This window comes from Variovorax sp. VaC1 (genome assembly GCF_043658315.1).
Taxonomy (GTDB): Bacteria; Pseudomonadota; Gammaproteobacteria; order Burkholderiales; family Burkholderiaceae_C; genus Variovorax.
In genome coordinates this window covers 1-18,091 of the sequence record NZ_JBIGLT010000004.1, presented here as the reverse complement: position 1 = coordinate 18,091, position 18,091 = coordinate 1, and the positions used below count along the sequence as shown (strand labels likewise).

Genomic DNA, 18,091 nt, shown 5'->3' with positions numbered 1-18,091 from the left:
TTCGTGAGCATCAGTTTCCACGTTTGGCGGAGCTTGGCAATGGGCACCAAGGTATACCGCTTCAACGTTTGGAGCTTGTCTTGAACCTCATCCTCACCACGTCAACTGCTGCCGAGAAACTACATCGGCTCGCCAAGCAACGGCGCAAAACCCTTCCGACTTCGCTGGCCGTCGCGCTCGACACAATAGCAAGGGAGCACGGCTATCACCACTGGAAGCATGTCAAGGATTGCGTCGAGCAGACAAAATCCCTGCCTGCCGCTTCAAAACCTTTGCCCTCCATCCTTGCCGATTTTCTGGCCACGCAGGAACGCTCAGTTTCTGTGGCGCCTGCATCGCGCGGGGCCCTCGAGTCGGGTTTGGTGATTGCCCTGGACACAAAGCATGCGCAGGATGTCGCATGGCCTTACGACTTTGTTGAATGCGAAGAGGCCAAGTCGATCGCCGCGCAACAAATTTGGGCTTCACTGATTCATCAGACGGATGAGCGCGGCGAGTCAATGGCCCAGCGGTTGCAGGGCGAGTTGCTGCTCGATCAGGCGCTTGATCACCTTTCTGATCTGCGCCTCTTCCGGTACTCGGGAGACCTGACCCTCTTGCCGGATTCGCTGGATGAGGTGTTTTCGTTGGTATTGAGCAAAACCTTCTTTCCGCCAACACATGTTTGGTTGCGAGGCCAGTTCCACGACATGGCGTACCCGCACGACTTGCAGGTGGATGGGCGACAGGTCTATGTCTCGAATGGCACCGGCACCACTGCGCTACGCATGTCTGTGGCGGGTGGCAGAGAAGGAGCCTATTCAGAGGTACCGACGCCTGTGCAAGCAGCGGTTGACGCCAACGCGGTTGCGGCCGTCGCTTGGCCCGGCTCCGGTGTCATCCCACGACTCGACGTTTCTAAGCTCGAGCCAGGCTTCTATGAGTTCCAGGTGAGCTATGACGGAGAGGAACTCATGATGGATGGTGGCTTTGATTCCATACGAAGTGCCCTCGAATCTGCGGCTGACGTCACCGGTGACATCAAGGGCTTCGAATTCGGGTACCGAGGGATCACGATTGGCACGTATTCGCTTGCTATGCTGCGTCAGCAAGCAGACAAGATTGCGAGGGACGCAGTCGCAACAGTTGCATCTTTAGGCGATGATTCTTGGTGACGCTCGGGTTGCCTCGCCTGCGCATTATTGGGAAGTGGCCGTGTGAAGCGTTACAGCCGACGAAGCGCAACATCAGGCGCCTGGCTGCAGTCTTGCTATTCTTCTTGCGGCTTAGCTGCGCCTTTAAGACATCGGCGGCGACAAGCCCGCGCGGGGGTTAATTGACGGGATGATCAATTTGCTTAATAATTTTTCTCGAAGGCCATCTCCGTCTGGCGAGAGTAATGAAGATGGCGCCGCCCGGCAACGGGTTCCACCTGGAGTGGAATAGCGCTGAAGCCACAAGCACGAAGAGAGCCTCGCATGCGACGGCCGCCGGTTTAACTGGGCGGCCGTTGTCTTTTGGGCCTCCCGGCTTTGGTTATGCTCCCTCTATAAGTCCATTCGTAGACCCATGATCGGTTGGTACGTTGCCATCTATCAGCAAACACCGATCGAGCGGCTGGCTTCCCATGACCGCACCACGTTGCTTGCAAGCTGGGAAGCTGGCGTCGGTGGCTTGGCGTGGCTGCACAAGCTTGTGGCCGAGGGCAAGGTCGAGCGCCTTTCTAGGGATGGATACCCGTCCCGATACACGGCTCGGGCCAAAGACGTACTTCCGCTGATCGTCGGAGGCCCCCCAGCCCCCAGCGGTTCGCTTATCGACGCCGACTATGTGAGGCCAGCAGGCTGGAAGTCACAATTTCGGATCGAACAGCCCAAGTTCGATGCATGCCCCCCCGAGCAGGTCCTGACCATCGACGCCTGGGATCAAAGTTAGGACGCTCGCACCAGGTGGTCGGTTCACTTGGGCTTTCCGAGCGCTCGACCATTGCAATGGGCATTTCACGTCCCCTTTTTCATCTGCCCTCTGTGTAAGGGCACGAGAACGCTATTCAAGCTCGAAACCCGAGCCCGCGCGACGTTCCCGGCGCGCGGCGAGCATCGAGACCATCGAGTGCGAACGCAGCTGGATCTCCAGGTTGTTTGGCGGTCGGTTGCAGAGCAACTGTTCCTTGTCCGTCAGATGGTTTTCCTGCATCGGAACACAGCGGGCAGAGTAAAGGGAGGGCAGGTCCAACCACGGTTGCCAATTCAAGATTCGGCGAAGCTCAATCCGCGCTACGGAATCGTCCCGTGAGCCATTTCGCTCAGCGACACGAACTTCGCATGCGAGCCGCAGGAGCTCGGCCCTCGCTATAACGTTGTCACCCAGAGCCAGGCGAATGCCACCTTTGCAGGTAAGCGGCAAGATCCATTTTTCGAAGATTTCCATGAACGCCTTCAGGAGTCCGCGGTCGTCAATTTGAATGCTGAGTTGCCACAGCATTTGGACGAGCTCGCGTCCGGCCATGTGTGCCAGTTCGGGATGGCCGAAGCGATGGGCTTGTTGCACTACGAACGTCAGGAGGGCCAAAGCATCGAGGTCCGCCCGGTGGCGCAGGAGCGCGAACTCGAGGGGGCGTAACGCGGGAATCCAGTAGCTCGAATTTTTGCCGGCAAGCAGGGCGGGTGCCTTGCGAGCGATAGCTTGAACCTCGGCGCTCAAGCTGTGCAGCCAGCGTCGGCAGGTCTGGGCAGATGCAGGTTGACCTCGAAGCACTTCCCAGATCATGTGCTCGAACTCAGCTTGGGAGCCTTCTCCACTGCGGTCCGGCTGGCGTATGGCTTCGATCTTTCTGACAAGCGACAACCTGGGGGACCGTTCACCCTTGTGATACGCGCGATATTTGTTCGAACGGTAGGGCTCATTTGCGAATTTGCCCTGCCATCTCAGATTCGGCTCTAGGACACGAGCTAGATCCTCGAGGCTTGTCGGCCGGAATCGCACAACCAGTCCGGACAACCAGAACCGCGCCTTGAGAGCGACTGCGTCTCTGTGGCGCTGCTTTTCAGCCTCGGTCACCAGGCCTTCGCCCATGCTTCTGTTCGTAGGCGCGAAGACTCGCCCGGGGAAGCCGTTAGAGAGGGTGCTCACGGATGCGAAACTGGACGCGAAATTTTTCCGAGTTGCCTATGGTGGCGAAAAACTTCTTCCGGATCAAGGAGATAACGCATTCAGCCGCGCCAGGATTCAGCCCTATGTCCCCTCGAAGTGACCACATTGCTCGGCATTTTGGCTTGCCATAGCATGCTCGACGTAGACACACGGAGCGCGACATGGCCGAAATGCAAGCCGAAAAGCGAATCGACGAGGACCTGGCTCAAGCGCTGGAAGAGCGTCTGACGCAGCGTCATGGCTTCATGCTTCCTTCGGCCGCCTTGGCAGACGCGCTCGGCTATCCCACGATGCGTGCCTATCACCAGGCGGTCTCCCGCCGGACGGTCCCGGTTCCTCTGTTTCAGATCGAGCATCGCCGGGGACGCTTCGCTCTCACACGGGACGTTGCGCGCTGGCTTGCCCAGCAGTACGAGAAAGCAGCAGGACCATTGCGCCCAGCCATAGGCAGTGATCGGGATTCAAATTCGGAGCCTCTGGCGTCTACCGCTTTGCCGGAGGGGCGCGGCGCGTAGCGTCGCCTGCGAGTTCATCGATGCACCGCAACGCGTGTGCGGTCAGACCCATCAACTTCCAACAAGGAAAAAACTAAGCCCTAGAACGAACAAACGCCACCCACCCTTTCAGATGATTGGCGCTTGCCGGCAGCGTTAAGGCCACCTAGGTTTGAGATCCTTAGGATGACTTTACTCCTGTGAATGCGGCCGCGTCAAGCCGCGCCTGCGCGTCTATCCGTAGGTCGCGGCTGTGTTTGCCCATTCGCACAAGGAGTAATTTGCATGAGTCGAAAAGTCGTCACGCGCGCGCCACACCGAGAGGTCGGCGTGGTCAACGCCGGGTGGTTGCTGAACCACCCCGTCGAGCATGAATCGCATCTTGAACGCCGATTCGTGATGGTGGCCCTCAGCTGCCCGGTGGTTCGAGATATCGTTCACCAACCCTTCACGCTCACGGTCGAGGGCGACGATGCGGGCGCTAAGGCAACTCGCTACACACCTGACTTCAAGATCACGTTTCGCGATGACACCTCGCTCATCGTCGAAGTCAAACCGGAGATCTTTGCCCGCAAGCACGCCGAGCGCTTGCGCCTGATCGAACGCCGCTTGCGTGACGAAGGCGTCCGTTTTTTTCTGGCAACGGACGAACTCATCGACGGCAACGGGCTTAGCGCACGGGCCATGCTCCTCATGCGCTACGGCCGCCTTCGGTTCTCCGACGAGCAAGCCTTGAATTGCCTGAAGGCACTGCGAGATGCCTGTGGCGGGAGTGCATCGATCGCGAAGCTGGTCGAACACGGGCTGTCGGAGCCGCTGATCTGGAGCCTGGTGGCGCGGCACCAATGTCGGGTGCCCGCTGATTTCGATGTCAACCCCGATCAGGTCGTCACCACCCAAACCGTGCAAGGAGACTGCCATGATTACTTTTTGTCGTGGTTTGGTGCTGCGCGTCGGTGAACGGCAACTCGAGTTCGAGCGTGACCTTGGCGATGGCCGGGTCCAGTTCAAATACTTGGACAACTTCGAGGTCAAGACATACCGGCTTTCCAAGCTCTATGCAGAGATCGTGTCCGGCAGGTATGTGCCTGTGACGGTGCCCCCCTCGGATGCAAGCGGAAGAGCAGGCTCGGTGGCCTTGCCGCCGCACTGGTCGCCCAAGCAGCAGCAGCTTGTTGACTTCCGCATGCGATTCGTCAAAGCGGTACTGTGCTCGCCTGCAAGAACGCATTCGCGCGATCACTGCGAGTCAATCGGACGACGAGTCTGGGCGCGGATGAAAGCGGCTCATGGCGGCGGCGTCGATTGCTCGGCCTTCTCGTGTCCTTCGGGTGCGACGATCGAGTTGTGGATCCGCAAGTATCTTCAGTCGGATCGCAACGCCTATGTACTTCTCGACCGGCGGGCGATGTCCAGGCGCCCCAAGCGGCTGGAGCCCTTGATCGACGTGATCGTCGATGGTCAGCTGGCCAAACATTACCTTCGCTTGCGTGGCGTCTCGGTCAAAGAGGCGTACCGGCTGATCTGTCGTGAGATCGCCCGCCACAACGCGCAACATGGCACCGATCTGTCACTGCCGTCGGAGCGGACGATCAATCGGCGGGTCGACAGCATCCCTCCGTTCATCCGAGACTCAAGGCGTCTGGGGCCTGCCTACGCGCGCAACAAATGGCGGTACAGCCTCAAGGGCGACCAGAGCACTCGCATCATGGAGCGTGTCGAGATTGACCACACGCCCTTGGACATTTGGGTCCTGGATCCTTACAGCGGTGTCCCGCTTGGCCGCCCTTGGATCACTGTGCTGATCGATCGCAAGTCCGGCTACCTCCTGGGTTTTTACATCAGCTTCTACGGGCCATCCGCGGCTACGGTCGCACGCGCGGTCAAGGTTTCGATCCTGCCCAAAGACGAATGGCTTGAGGCCCTGCCTGACGCCGCCCTGCGGTGGAGCGCCCAAGGCACGGCCGAGTTATATGTGATCGACAACGGCCTGGAGTTTCACTCGACCGCGTTCATGCGCATGGCCATGGAGTTGCGCAGCGACGTGATCTTTAATCCGGTGCATCAGCCCTGGTTGAAGCCCGCGATTGAGCGCGCGATCATGGAGTTCAACCGCGCGCTACCGACAAACGGCAAGGTGTACACACCCATCGCCAACGCGCGGCCGCCTGATCCCGCAAAGGGGCTGCGATCGTCTTTGATGACCTGTGCACATGCCTTCTCGAATGGGCCTCACAGAAGCACCCGCTGAACATCCATGCCAAGACGCTCTGTCGGCCCTTGGATCTTTGGCAGGAGGGCCTGGAAGGCTGTCCTCCAACCATGCTCCCTACGCAGCTTGACGGGCTGGACCTCCTGTGCGGATTGGGAACCCAGCGCAGTGTGGACGGCGATGGCGTGTTTTTCAACTACTTGCGCTTTAACTCTGTGGAGTTGCAGGAATATCGCCGCAGCCACGGATTGGGCTTCAGAACCGAGGTGCGATTCAACCCTGACGATCTTCGCCAGTTGCACGTATTCCTGCCTAAGAGCAAGACGTGGCTTAGTGCGCCTCTGCAGCGGCCTCAGCCCTTGGCCGGCCGATGTCTGTCTCTAGTGCAGTTGCAAATCGCCCGCCAGGAGGCCGGAAAGAAGCTCACACGAGCCAATGCTCATGAGGAGTTGGAGCGCGCCATGGTGCGTCTGCAAGATCGATGGGAGCAGGCCATCCGCCGAGGTCTTCGTTTGCGCAAGGACACGGCACTAATCCGCATGCAGGGGTTGACCTCCGTGCCTCTTGGTCCGAATGCCCCCGCGATTGCCCCAGCGTCGAACGCGGCGCCGCTGGAACTCAGTCCGACCATGCGGCAGCTTTTGCCCAAGGTCGTTCCATTCAACACATTCAGCTTGGAGGAGGATTGACCATGCCCGTTGGTGAATACACCGGCCCGCTAACACCCGAAGTGCTCAAGGTTGGCGAACAGGTCCTCAATGTGGTGGTCGACCACGCGGTTTTTCGCCGCATTCGCGAAGCCTCCATGACGATGGTGCATATCATGCGGTCGCTCAGATTGCCTCACGGCATCCTGGTACAGGCGGAATCAGGCATGGGTAAATCCCTGCTGGTCGAGCTGATTCGGCGCGAATTGGCGCCCCAAGCTTCCCCCAACGGGAGCACTGCCTGTCTGCACGTGGCGTTGGACAGCACCGTGGATACCAACGGCATGGCCGCCGCCATGACCCTGGCCTTGGGCTACCGCGCGCTGCCGATGCGCCGTCAGCTCGAGTCCATGAACCACATGACGAAAACGGCGCTCGAGCGGGCGCGGCCTTTGGTTCTGCTGATCGACGAGATGCAGCATGTCTGTGAAGGGAACAAGGACATTACCGCGCGATCGGTGACCGATTGGCTGAAGGTTCGCATGGACCTATACAACTTTCCGGTGGTCTGCCTGGGCACACATGCGTTGGAGCGGTTGACTGTGATCAATCCGCAGTTCACCGGTCGGGCGTCAGCGAACTTCATCATCCACCCTTTTCAATTCGACGAGGCTTGGCGCCAGGTGCTCGCGGGGTTTTCCAGCGCCGTGGACAGCGTCGACCTCGGCATCGTCAACGGTGCGGCGTGCCGACCACTTCACCAGGCCAGCGGCGGCAACATGCGCATGCTCAAGCGCATCCTGACCTACGCCTGCATGTACGCGTCCACGCAACCCAATCGATTGGTCGATATGGCAGCGCTCAGCAGTGCTTTCATCGACGCGAAGGGCCAGGTGGCCGAGCAACTGAACCCTTTCAGGCCGGCGCGGCCGTAGTCGAGATGACGAAATCCGTCCTGCCGTTGTCGCAGACGCTCGCGCCTGAGGCGGTGCTGCTTGCGACCATGCCGCCTCTGCCGGATGAAAGCTGCGCTTCGTGGATACAACGCATGGCAGGTGACCACCAGTACAGCATGAATAAGCTGATGCAGATCCTCGATGTTCACACATCGCACCGTGACTGGGATCTGCCGATTCCGCTCGCGGCCTGGCTGCGGATCCTCGCGGTGGCGGGGATTCGCTACCTGCGATACGGATATTCGCCGCGTGTGTTGTCAGTCTTGACCACGCATATCGAGCCGGCAAAGCTCTTTTTGCACAGTGCGGGCCGGCCGCACTATCGCTGGTGTGCTCAATGCCTGGCGTCAGACCGTGTTCCCTATCTTCGCTGGTACTGGCGCCTGCGTTTGGTCGAGACATGTGAGCTTCATCGCGTTGCTTTGTGGCAGGTTTGTCCTATGTGTTCCGAGCCCTTGTGGATGGATTCGAGCCGGCTGGTTGCACATGGAGCGCAGGGGCTGGCATTGGATTTGGCCCATTGCGACCGCTGCGGAATGCCTCTGCATGACGAGCGCGAGCAGCCGCGTGTTCGAGCTTCGCGAGTAGACAAGCTCATCCGGCATTCTTTGAAGCCTCTTATGGCCCCATGGTTCGACCTCGATGCCGAAAGTATCGCCAGAGTCGTTATTCATTTTGTCCACGCGGCTGGTTTGAAAAACGCGCTTCGGAGTCGTCCCCCGACTTGCCTCGAATTTGGCACGGATGTCGTAGTGAGCAAACGGCTCATCGGAACGCCCTTTGGCGTGGCCGCGGCTTATGCGAGAGCCGCGGCGAACGCCGCACGGCTGCGAAGCGCTCCGGACCAGTCCGGAAGGTGGACGTTGAATGCGGTGAGCTTCCGTCCCTCCACCGCTGAGCCACAAGGATCGAACGCACCCATTGTCCGTTGGAGCTGGCGCCTCGGCGCTGAAAGGCGCTTGATGCTTGCACGCGCGCTGCGAACGATTCGACGCGAGAAGAGAGAGAGCTGAGCAGGAGCAGATCGAATGAGCTACCAGGAAACATGGATCGAGCCGACCGAGCTTTCTTTTCCATATCAGGACGAAATCCGCAACGGCGAGTCCGGACAAGGCTACGCAATGCGCATGGCGCTCGCCAACGGCATGATCGGATTACCGTGGGTCAAGCATGCGTTGAGCAAAACACACTCGGCCGTGCTCGATGCGAGTGACGCACCTTTCCTGGCGCAGTGGTTCGGTGCAAGCGTTCAGCTGCTTGAGTTCGCGCTCGAGCGATTGACGAAAGGGCGTCGCGAGCAGGGGTTTCGCTATGCCGGGCAGGCGCTTGGTCGGCAGTACTTCCTGACGCGCTCATTCCCCCGGGTGTGCCCGAATTGCCTGCGAGAACTCGGCCACTGTCGAATCGCTTGGGATATGGCGCTGACGGTTGCGTGCGTGCGGCATCGCCGCGTGCTACTGGACCGGTGCCCCTCGTGCCAGCGATCCCTGTCCTGGAATCGCCCAGCGCTAGATGTCTGCTCCTGCGGCTTTGCCTTCGAGATGGAAGATGTGTCTGTACAGCCGACGGCGAGCGAGCTGTTTCTTGCGAGAGTGATTGACCAGAGGATGGGCGACTTTGGCTCGCCGGAATATGGCCACGACGTAGCAAGCGTCGTCGACGATGAGGCCGCTCAGGCGCTTTCCGCGCTCCTGCGCAACCTGAGCCTGGACGGCGTCATGCGCATTGTCTATGCGCTCGCGACAGCAGCAATGTACGACTTGGATTCGCAGATCAAGCGAGAGCGTAGTTCGCTGAGCAAGGCGCGTCAGACCGTAGCGATCGCCTCGGCATTCAGCGTCAAGGTAGCTCGCCTGGATGCGACCGTGCTTCGAACTCACAGACCAACTGTTCTGGTCGATCTGCTGACCGACGTAGCCGCATCATCGCGCGCGTCGCCGGAGGATCTGAGTTTCGCGCACTCAATGCTCGGGTGGCTGATGGCGAACGCCTCCAGATCGGGATGGGGTGCCAGGCACGCTTCGTTGTCCCAGCTCGAACTCTTCTAGATCCGATGCGGCTTTGGATGGTCGATCACCATCGGGGGTGTCGTCGCTCCGGAACGTCGCAAGGCAGCGCAGTGCGGTCGCGGTCAGACCGATTTTCCGACTACGCCGCCGTGTGCGATGTGCGCGACACGGCGCTCATTTCCCTTGCGGCCCACCAGCGTGGCGGCGCTATCCCAGACGCCTGGCGGGTGCACTTGGCCATTCTTACCGGGGAACTACGAGCGATAGGCGTGAACGAGGTGGGGGCGCAACAATTGATCCAGGGCAAGCGCACGAACTGGCCCCACTGCAACCTGTGCATCCACTGCACGTCGCCGCGGAGCAACTTTCACGGCGGTGAAAAGCTGCGCGAAGTCTTTCAATAGCTTGATCGCGGCTACACCGTCACGTCTCCCCTAGGCGTTGCATCCTTAAAGCGCATCGAGCGAGGCACCCCGAGGTGGGTTTACCGCGCCGTCGGTAGTGCGTAGCCCGGCTCGTCGATTGTTACACCCAGCATCGGCCAAAGCCTTCAGGTTCTGCGGTACGCCGCTTGATGGATAGTCGACCAGCCCAAGGGGAGAAGGCCATGGACAACCGGTGGTGTACAGCTTGCGGTGCTGCATTTTTGCCTCGCGCGCAAGCACCTCACCAGAGCTACTGTGCTGAACCTGCCTGTCAGCGCGAGCGACGGCGGCTTTGGCAGAAAGCCAAACGCCGAAGCGATCCCGACTATCTTGAGAATCAGATCCAGGCGCAACGTGCGTGGGTGGAGCGAAACCCGGGCTACTGGGCGACGTATCGGGAAAAGAACCCCGGGTACGCCGCAAAAAACCGTGCCGATCAGCGCGGCCGAAACGCCAAACGCAGGATCTCGAAGATTGCAAAGATGGACGTGTCATCGACCGCACCTGTTTTGGATGCCGGCATCTACGAACTGCGCCCATTGGACAGGGAGACGTTTGCAAAGATGGGCGTCTGGACCGTTCAGCTCACCGTGCTCTCTGCTTCGTCCGCGTAGTTGCGATGCTTCCTCGTGATTGCAAAGAGAGGACCTGATCGGTGCCCGATCACAGTACTGATACCTTGCTGCAGTGCGGGCCCGAGTGTCAAAACAGGCATTCGCGGCGACGAAATGAGCTCGGACGAACTCTGGATGGGCACTCACATGGACCAGAACCAAGTCAGTGATGCTGTGGCGGCAGGCCAGCCTCTGTTTCGCGCTGCGGAATACGTTCGCATGTCCACGGAGCACCAGCAGTACTCCACCCTCAATCAGAACGACAGAATTCGAGAATATGCAGCGCAGCGTGGCATACAGATCGTCAAGACCTATGCCGATGAAGGCAAGAGCGGGCTCAGGATCGACGGGCGACTGGCGCTACAGCACCTGATTCGTGATGTTGAGGCTGGTACAGCGGACTTCAGCATCATCCTTGTGTATGACGTGAGCCGGTGGGGTCGCTTCCAGGATGCGGACGAAAGCGCCTACTACGAATACATCTGTCGTCGCGCGGGCATCCAAGTGGCGTACTGCGCCGAGCAGTTTGAAAACGACGGCTCACCGGTGTCGACAATCGTCAAGGGCGTCAAGCGCGCAATGGCCGGCGAGTACAGCCGCGAACTCTCGACCAAGGTATTCGCTGGCCAATGCCGCCTGGTTGAGCTCGGCTTTCGTCAGGGTGGTCCGGCAGGCTACGGCCTGCGGCGCACGCTGGTAGATCAGACGGGCACCATCAAAGCGGAGCTGGGCCGCGGGGAACAAAAGAGTCTCCAGACCGACCGCGTCATTCTTTCGCCTGGACCGAAAGACGAAGTGGAGATGGTCCAAAAGATCTATGAATGGTTCACCGACGAGGGGTTGGCCGAACTGGAGATTGCTCGCCGGCTCAACGGCATGCAGGCCAAGACAGATTTGGATCGTGAATGGACGCGTGCCACCGTCCATCAGGTGCTTATCAACGAGAAGTACATCGGGAGCAACGTCTATAACCGCATCTCGTTCAAACTGAAGAAGCTTCGCGTGATCAATACACCCGAGATGTGGATCCGCAAGGATGATGCGTTCGAGCCTATCGTGACCCGCGACACCTTCTACACAGCCCAAGGCATCATTCGGGCACGCGCGCGCCGCTACTCGAATGAGGAGCTTATCGAACGTCTGTTAAGCCTCTATCGTCATCGAGGCTTCCTGTCGGGCATGGTGATCGACGAGGCGGAAGGCATGCCGTCGTCGACCGTCTATGCCCACAGGTTTGGAAGCCTCCTCCGCGCCTATCAGATGGTGGGTTTCGCGCCGGGACGCGACTACCAGTATCTCGAGATCAACCGATTCCTCCGGCGACTTCATCCGAAGATCGTGGCCGAAGCAGAGGCACAGGTGGAAAGTCTCGGTGGCCGCCTGTATCGAGACCCAGCGACGGACCTTCTAGACGTCAACCACGAGTTCAGCGTGTCCCTGGCGCTGGCACGCTGCCAGGTCGGCGAAAACGGGTGCCACCGCTGGAAGGTGCGCTTCGATACCAGCCTGCTGCCGGACATCACTGTGGCAGTGCGCCTCGCTCCGGGTAACGAGAAACCGCTGGACTACTACCTGCTGCCGCGGCTTCATTTCGCCTTGCCGCGCATCAGCCTGGCTGAGCAGAACGCCGTGGAGTTAGAGAGCTACCGCTTTGACACGCTCGACTACCTGTATGGCATGGCTTCTCAGATTCGACTGCGGAGAGCGGCGTGACAGGAAAGGGGCCAGCGGGCGACCTCCGCATGATCCCGATGGATCGCATCGACGTGCTGAATCCGCGAGAACGCAACCAGGTGGTCTTCGAGGGAATCGTTGCCAACATCAGTGCAATCGGCCTGAAGAAGCCGATCACGGTGACCCCTCGTGCCGGTGATGATGGAGCTGAGCGGTATCTCTTGGTATGTGGTGAGGGCAGGCTCAAGGCATTGCGTCAGCTTGGCGAGACGCGGATACCCGCATTGGTCGTGCACGTAGATGATGAGGAGGCCTTCATCATGAGCCTCGCCGAGAACATTGCGCGGCGTCAATATCGACCTCTTGAACTTCTTGCGGGCATCAACCAACTCAAAGCCAAGGGCTACACGCCCAAAGTGATCGCTGAAAAGACAGGACTCACGCTGCAGTACGTCAACGACATACTGCTATTGATTGATCAGGGCGAGGAACGCTTGCTGGTGGCGGTCGAGCGCGGGAAAATCCCGTTGAGTGCAGCGATCACCATTGCACGAGCTGGAGACAGTGAAAAGACTGTTCAGGCTGCGTTGCAGGAGGCCTATGAGACAGGTCGTTTGCGAGGACGGCAGTTGATAGAGGCGCGGCGCTTGATTCAACGCAGGCATCAGTTGGGGCGGTCGATTGCCCGAGAGGGGTCGCGTAAGCAAACGGATGTCACAACCTCTAGTCTGGTGAGGGTGTACCAAAAGGAAGTGCAGCGCCAGCAACTAATGGTGCGCCGAGCCTCCTTTGCGCAGCAGCGACTTCTTTTCGTGGTGGGTGCGTTGAGGCAGCTTTGCTCGGAAGAGAATTTCATCAATCTTCTAAGGGCCGAAGGCTTGGATGCGCTGCCCAAATATCTCGCAGAGCGGATCAGTCCGAATGGAGGTCCAGGGTGAGCGACGTCGTACTTGGCTTCTTGCCCAAGCCGATGATGGTTGCGGTCAACAACATTCTCCCTTCGCGTAAACCGCCGGTGGGCTTGCTTGGGACACAGAAGTACAAGCTGGTTCTAGCGTCAATCGGCGAGATTGGACTGATCGAGCCGCTGACGATAAATGCCGTGGATCGACGTTCTGGCCAGCACGTGCTTCTCGACGGGCACATCCGCCTGCATGCGCTGATCAAGTTGGGCTACTCCGAGGTTGCTTGTCTTGTCGCGACAGATGACGAGGGCTACACATACAACAATCGAATCAATCGGCTGTCTTCAATACAAGAGCACTTGATGTTGCGTCGCGCGATCGAACGCGGTGTCTCTCCCGAACGCTTGGCAAAGGCTCTTTGCGTCGATCTCTCGCAGATCACCAAGAAGGCCAACTTGTTGGATGGCATCTGCCTAGAGGCCGCCGAACTAATGAAGGATCGACAGTTCTCGCCGGAGGTCGCACCAGCGCTACGAAGGATGAAGCCGATGCGACAGGTCGAGGTGGTTGAGCTGATGATTTCGTCCAACAATATGACCGTGGCTTACGTACGAGCACTGCTCATGGCAACCCCATCTGAGATGCTGATGAACAGCAAGGCGCCTTCTCGGCCGAGGGGTGTCAGTCAGGAGCAGATGAACCGGATGGAGCACGAGATGACGGGCTTACACGACCAGTACAAGATGATCGAGCAATCGTTTGGGGAAGACATGCTCAATCTCGTTCTTGCCAAGGGGTATGTGGCTAAGTTGATCGACAACAAGGCCGTTTTCCGGTACTTGGAACGCAGCCATGCGGCCGTTCTGGAGCAGCTAGTCAGCCTCGTGCGAACAACGACGATAGACGTTTGAGGCAGCCAGTCCGATGGACGTCCTCCTCGCTTCAATACGATTCAGTCGGATACCGCTTGTCGTGCGGGCGCTTGCACCGCATATCGACCCCAACAAGTCAGGGGTGCTCCGGCGAATGTTCAGTGGCGCGGAATCGGCACAGTCGAATGTTCAGCGGCGCGTGGTTCGAAAATGCTTTGGCGCATCCGAAACGCAGCCGTTCAAAATCAACGAGTTATGAAAGGCCGGTTGCGCATGTCCGGTGTCGTTCCGCAGGAGGGCTTGCTGGAGGCCGGTTTTCAGCCGATTTCGAGTGCTTCCCGGTCGGCTTTTGACCGCACGATCGTGCTTTTTGAGCGGATTGCTTTGTAGCCTCTGTAGTCAGGGGAGCCCGGTTTCCCTGGCCCCTTTTCCACGATCTGGCCGCCGCACAGCCGGTCGGAAGCAAGAAGTGCGAGGTGAATCACTTCCGGGCGGGGGTTGCCCTGGATGTATTGGATGAAGAAGGTACAGCCATGAGCTGATAGCCGGTTCCGTACACGGCGCGCAGCACGAATCCGTTCTCGTGGCGAAGATCCAGCCGCCTGCGCAGACCCGCGGCGCAGACGTCCAGCGCTCGCGCTCCTTCGCGCTGAGGCGCGTCCTTCCACAGCGATTTCTGCAGCCAGCCTCGCGTCAGCACCTCGCCGACATTGCGAAACAGGGCCAGCGCGAAGGCGAACTGGCGCGGCTGAAGAATGATTTCGCGATCGTGGTGCAGCACGGTGTTGCTGCCGCCCAGGAACCGGTAGTCGCCCCGCACGAGGGTGTCTTCCGCTGCATGGGCCTCTTGCCGCTGGGTGTTGCCCGCACGCTGAAGCAGCAGGTGAATCTGCCAGTCCAGCTCCGCGTCCATCGCTGTCGGCGCCTCGAGGTCGAGGGCATCGTTCCATTGGGCGTCGTCATCCATCGGCAACAGACGCTCCCGGCCGCCGTCCTGGATCGCGAGAAGCGCCGGCATGCCCAGCACCTTGCACACGGCACGCAGGCTCGCATTCGTCATGTCATCTTGCGGGGCCAGCAACAACAGCAGGCTGAACCGCACACCGTTGCTCAGCGTGGTCAGAAAATCGGGAGTGCCCGCGAACACGACGGACTGATGTCCCATGCGATCCAGCCTGCCCTGCAAGGCCGCGGTGCGCGCACCGTCGCTGCCCAGAATGGCGATCGACAACGCCCCTCTCACGCCGGTCATCATCTTCATTTGCAAATGTTCGTTGGTTCCATCGCCGGGGCGCCAGCAGGCGCGCACCGGCATCGCCGGGTTACTGGCCTACTGGATATTGCGCGGCGCGTAGCTTGTGAAGTGGCAGCCGTTGGACTCGAGCCTTTCGTAGAAGGCCTTGCCGCTGCCTGCTTGTGTTGCGCAGTCGACGTTGGCCCGGCCGCCTGCAGGCAGGCCCAGGCTGTCGTCCGGATAGTGAGCGAGCGCCGCCGAGGCGTCGGCGCTCGCAGTCACCGGCAAGCAGATCCCGAGCCCGCGGAAGACCGAAGACTGCCTGGTCAAGGGGCGGCGCACGCCGTCCGGACAAACGGTCGAGCACGGATGCTCAATCGAACTCATAGCCCACGCCCACGCCGATATTGAACTTCTGGCCGCTGTAGCCACCGTTAACCTTGTAGACCCACTTGCCGTTGTCCGAGCGCCCAGAGAAGCCGACGGCCATCGCGCTGTAGCCCGAGTAGTTGCCCACGCCGACCGACAGCAGCGTCTTGCCCGGTGTCATCGCCTGCGGCAGCGAACTCATCGCGGTGGCCATGGCCACGCCCGAGTAGGCAATGCGCTGCGTGCTGCTGATCTGGCCTTGCAACTGGCTTTGCGCGGCCGTCAACTGCCCCAGGTTGACGGCGTCAGTCGGCGCGATGCCCGGTGCGACGTTGCTGATGCGCGTGCCGCCCGGCGCCTGGCCATTGCCCAGCGTGACCTGGTTGTAGTTGACCGATCCGTCCGGGTTGGTCGCGTACTGCACGCTGCTGGCCGTTACTGCGCTGGCCGTGGCCTTCAACTGAGCCACGTTGGTCGCGTCGCTGTCAGCCGTGCCTGCTGCTACGCCGGTAATCTGGCGGAACTGTCCGTTGGCCGCATTGCCCACGGACACGGCCGCCTGCGTGCTGGTGGTGGCATTGACGGCTGCCGCCTGTTGCGCAGCCGCGCTCGCCGGCACATAGCCCGCCACGCCAGCGGCCGTCGACGCCACCGAGCCCGAGCCCAGTGCAACGCCCCCGCTTTGCTGCACCACCGCGCCGAAGCCGATGGCCGTGCCCTTCGACACGTTCTGCGCCTGGCTCAACGGCGTGCCGCCGGCATCGGCGTTGTCGCCCAGCGCCACGCCGCCACCGCCTGCGCGAGCATTCGCGCCGATGGCCTGCGAACCGGTGGCCAAGGCGCCTGTGCCGATCGCGATGGCGTTCGCGCCCGTGGCCTGCGCACCGAAGCCCACCGCCACCGCGCCGTCGGCCGTGGCCTTCGCGCCGTTGCCGGCCGCGAACGAGTTGGCACCGCTGGCCACCGACTGCGGGCCGATCGCCACCGCTTCCTGCCCGCTGGCGCTGGAGTCCGCCGCCGTGGAGTTGGCATGGAAGTACTTGGTGCCCGTGTTGTAGATGGTGTTGACCGTCGTGCTCAGGCTGGTGACGTTGAGATTGGTGGTGCTCAGGCCGGAGGACAAGCTGCCGATGCCGCTCGCAGCCGTGCTCAGGCCCACCGAGGTGGAGGTCGAGAGACTGTTGAGGTTGACGTTGGTCGTGCTCAGGCCAGTGGACAGGCTGCTGACGCCACTGATGGCGGTGCTGAGGCCGGTCGATGTCGAGGTCGACAAGCTGGCAACGGCGCTATTGGTTGTGCTCAAGCCAGTCGACAAACTACCGATGCTGCTCGTCGCGGTGCTCAGACCTGTGGACGTCGAGGTTGACAGGCTGTCGATGCTGCTGGTTGCTGTGCTCAGGCCGGTCGAGGTTGAAGTCGACAAGCTAGCGACGGCACTGTTGGTCGTGCTGAGGCCAGTCGACAAGCTGCTGATGCTGCTCGTCGCTGTGCTCAGACCCGTCGACGTCGAAGTCGAAAGACTGTCGATGCTGCTGGTCGCCGTACTCAGGCCCGTCGAGGTCGAAGTCGACAAGCTGGCAACGGCACTGTTGGTTGTGCTCAAGCCCGTCGACAAGCTGCCGATGCTGCTCGTCGCTGTGCTCAGTCCTGTGGACGTCGAAGTCGAAAGACTGTCGATGCTGCTGGTTGCAGTGCTCAGGCCGGTCGAGGTCGAAGTCGACAAGCTGGCAACGGCACTGTTGGTTGTGCTCAGGCCCGTCGACAGGCTACCGATGCTGCTCGTCGCGGTGCTCAGTCCCGTGGACGTCGAGGTTGACAGGCTGTCGATGCTGCTGGTTGCAGTGCTCAGGCCGGTCGACGTCGAGGTTGACAGGCTCGCAACGGCGCTGTTGGTCGTGCTCAAGCCAGTCGACAAGCTACCGATGCTGCTCGTCGCGGTGCTCAGGCCCGTGGACGTTGACGTCGAAAGACTGTCGATGCTGCTGGTTGCAGTGCTCAGACCGGTCGAGGTCGAAGTCGACAAGCTGGCAACGGCACTGTTGGTTGTGCTCAGGCCTGTCGACAAGCTGCCGATGCTGCTCGTCGCGGTGCTCAGCCCTGTGGATGTCGAGGTCGAGAGGCTGTCGATGCTGCTGGTCGCTGTACTCAGGCCTGTCGAGGTCGAAGTCGACAAACTCGCAACAGCACTGTTGGTCGTGCTGAGGCCAGTGGACAGACTGCCAATGCCGCTAGTAGCTGTACTAAGGCCCGTCGACAAGCTACCGATGCTGCTGGTCGCGGTACTCAGACCAGTCGAGGTCGACGTCGACAAGCTCGCAACGGCGCTGTTGGTCGTGCTCAAGCCAGTCGACAGACTGCCGATGCTGCTCGTCGCGGTGCTCAAACCCGTAGATGTGGAGGTCGAAAGGCTGTCGATGCTGCTGGTTGCAGTGCTCAGGCCAGTCGAGGTCGAAGTCGACAAACTCGCAACGGCACTGTTGGTCGTGCTGAGGCCAGTGGACAGACTGCCAATGCCGCTAGTAGCTGTACTAAGGCCCGTCGACAAGCT

At 60.4% G+C, this 18,091-nt stretch carries 17 protein-coding genes; 13 read left to right on the top strand and 4 right to left on the bottom strand.

Annotation, left to right across the window (positions count from 1 at the left end; all coding sequences use genetic code 11):
- The first annotated feature begins 80 nt into the window (after positions 1-80).
- Complete coding sequence (locus tag ACGLHS_RS16985; protein WP_394481529.1) at positions 81-1,154, top strand: hypothetical protein; 1,074 nt, start codon at positions 81-83, stop codon at positions 1,152-1,154.
- A gap of 394 nt (positions 1,155-1,548) precedes the next feature.
- On the top strand, positions 1,549-1,914 hold the full coding sequence (locus tag ACGLHS_RS16980) for a hypothetical protein (RefSeq protein ID WP_394481527.1): 366 nt from the start codon (positions 1,549-1,551) through the stop codon (positions 1,912-1,914).
- Between the two features lie 111 nt (positions 1,915-2,025).
- Here the strand turns inward: ACGLHS_RS16980 and ACGLHS_RS16975 are convergent, their stop codons facing one another.
- A complete protein-coding gene (locus ACGLHS_RS16975; protein WP_394481525.1) occupies positions 2,026-3,054 on the bottom strand; it encodes a hypothetical protein in 1,029 nt (342 codons plus the stop codon).
- A 239-nt stretch (positions 3,055-3,293) separates the two neighbouring features.
- On the opposite strand from ACGLHS_RS16975, the gene ACGLHS_RS16970 reads away from it, so the two are divergent.
- From ACGLHS_RS16970 to ACGLHS_RS16920, 11 genes are all read left to right on the top strand, one after another.
- On the top strand, positions 3,294-3,647 hold the full coding sequence (locus ACGLHS_RS16970; protein WP_394481523.1) for a hypothetical protein: 354 nt from the start codon (positions 3,294-3,296) through the stop codon (positions 3,645-3,647).
- A 264-nt stretch (positions 3,648-3,911) separates the two neighbouring features.
- The gene (locus ACGLHS_RS16965) at positions 3,912-4,586 is read left to right on the top strand and encodes a Tn7 transposase TnsA N-terminal domain-containing protein (protein WP_394481521.1); all 675 of its coding nucleotides are present in this window, start codon (positions 3,912-3,914) and stop codon (positions 4,584-4,586) included.
- Entirely contained in the window at positions 4,546-5,877 is a 1,332-nt protein-coding gene (locus ACGLHS_RS16960; protein ID WP_394481519.1) for a hypothetical protein, read from the top strand. Before ACGLHS_RS16965 ends, ACGLHS_RS16960 begins: the two co-directional genes overlap by 41 nt.
- A gap of 71 nt (positions 5,878-5,948) precedes the next feature.
- Entirely contained in the window at positions 5,949-6,527 is a 579-nt protein-coding gene (locus ACGLHS_RS16955; RefSeq protein ID WP_394481517.1) for a Mu transposase C-terminal domain-containing protein, read from the top strand.
- Positions 6,528-6,529: 2 nt separating this feature from the next.
- A complete protein-coding gene (locus tag ACGLHS_RS16950) occupies positions 6,530-7,420 on the top strand; it encodes a TniB family NTP-binding protein (protein ID WP_394481515.1) in 891 nt (296 codons plus the stop codon).
- 5 nt (positions 7,421-7,425) lie between these two features.
- Positions 7,426-8,454 (top strand): TniQ family protein, encoded by a 1,029-nt coding sequence (locus ACGLHS_RS16945; protein ID WP_394481513.1) that lies wholly within the window; start codon positions 7,426-7,428, stop codon positions 8,452-8,454.
- A gap of 15 nt (positions 8,455-8,469) precedes the next feature.
- Positions 8,470-9,489: a TniQ family protein gene (locus tag ACGLHS_RS16940; RefSeq protein ID WP_394481511.1), complete on the top strand. Its 1,020-nt coding sequence runs from the start codon at positions 8,470-8,472 to the stop codon at positions 9,487-9,489.
- A gap of 568 nt (positions 9,490-10,057) precedes the next feature.
- Positions 10,058-10,489: a hypothetical protein gene (locus ACGLHS_RS16935; protein ID WP_394481509.1), complete on the top strand. Its 432-nt coding sequence runs from the start codon at positions 10,058-10,060 to the stop codon at positions 10,487-10,489.
- A gap of 147 nt (positions 10,490-10,636) precedes the next feature.
- Complete coding sequence (locus ACGLHS_RS16930) at positions 10,637-12,202, top strand: recombinase family protein (RefSeq protein WP_394481507.1); 1,566 nt, start codon at positions 10,637-10,639, stop codon at positions 12,200-12,202.
- A 38-nt stretch (positions 12,203-12,240) separates the two neighbouring features.
- Positions 12,241-13,101, top strand: a complete 861-nt coding sequence (locus tag ACGLHS_RS16925; RefSeq protein WP_394481505.1) for a plasmid partitioning protein RepB C-terminal domain-containing protein — start codon at positions 12,241-12,243, stop codon at positions 13,099-13,101.
- The gene (locus tag ACGLHS_RS16920; RefSeq protein WP_394481503.1) at positions 13,098-13,979 is read left to right on the top strand and encodes a plasmid partitioning protein RepB C-terminal domain-containing protein; all 882 of its coding nucleotides are present in this window, start codon (positions 13,098-13,100) and stop codon (positions 13,977-13,979) included. Before ACGLHS_RS16925 ends, ACGLHS_RS16920 begins: the two co-directional genes overlap by 4 nt.
- A gap of 442 nt (positions 13,980-14,421) precedes the next feature.
- Here ACGLHS_RS16920 and ACGLHS_RS16915 read toward each other — a convergent pair whose 3' ends face one another.
- From ACGLHS_RS16915 to ACGLHS_RS16905, 3 genes are all read right to left on the bottom strand, one after another.
- Complete coding sequence (locus tag ACGLHS_RS16915) at positions 14,422-15,201, bottom strand: helix-turn-helix domain-containing protein (RefSeq protein ID WP_394481501.1); 780 nt, start codon at positions 15,199-15,201, stop codon at positions 14,422-14,424.
- Between the two features lie 69 nt (positions 15,202-15,270).
- The gene (locus ACGLHS_RS16910; RefSeq protein WP_394481499.1) at positions 15,271-15,561 is read right to left on the bottom strand and encodes a hypothetical protein; all 291 of its coding nucleotides are present in this window, start codon (positions 15,559-15,561) and stop codon (positions 15,271-15,273) included.
- A partial coding sequence (locus tag ACGLHS_RS16905; RefSeq protein ID WP_394481497.1) for a YadA family autotransporter adhesin occupies positions 15,548-18,091 on the bottom strand: 2,544 nt, incomplete at its 5' end. The genes ACGLHS_RS16905 and ACGLHS_RS16910, both read right to left, overlap by 14 nt.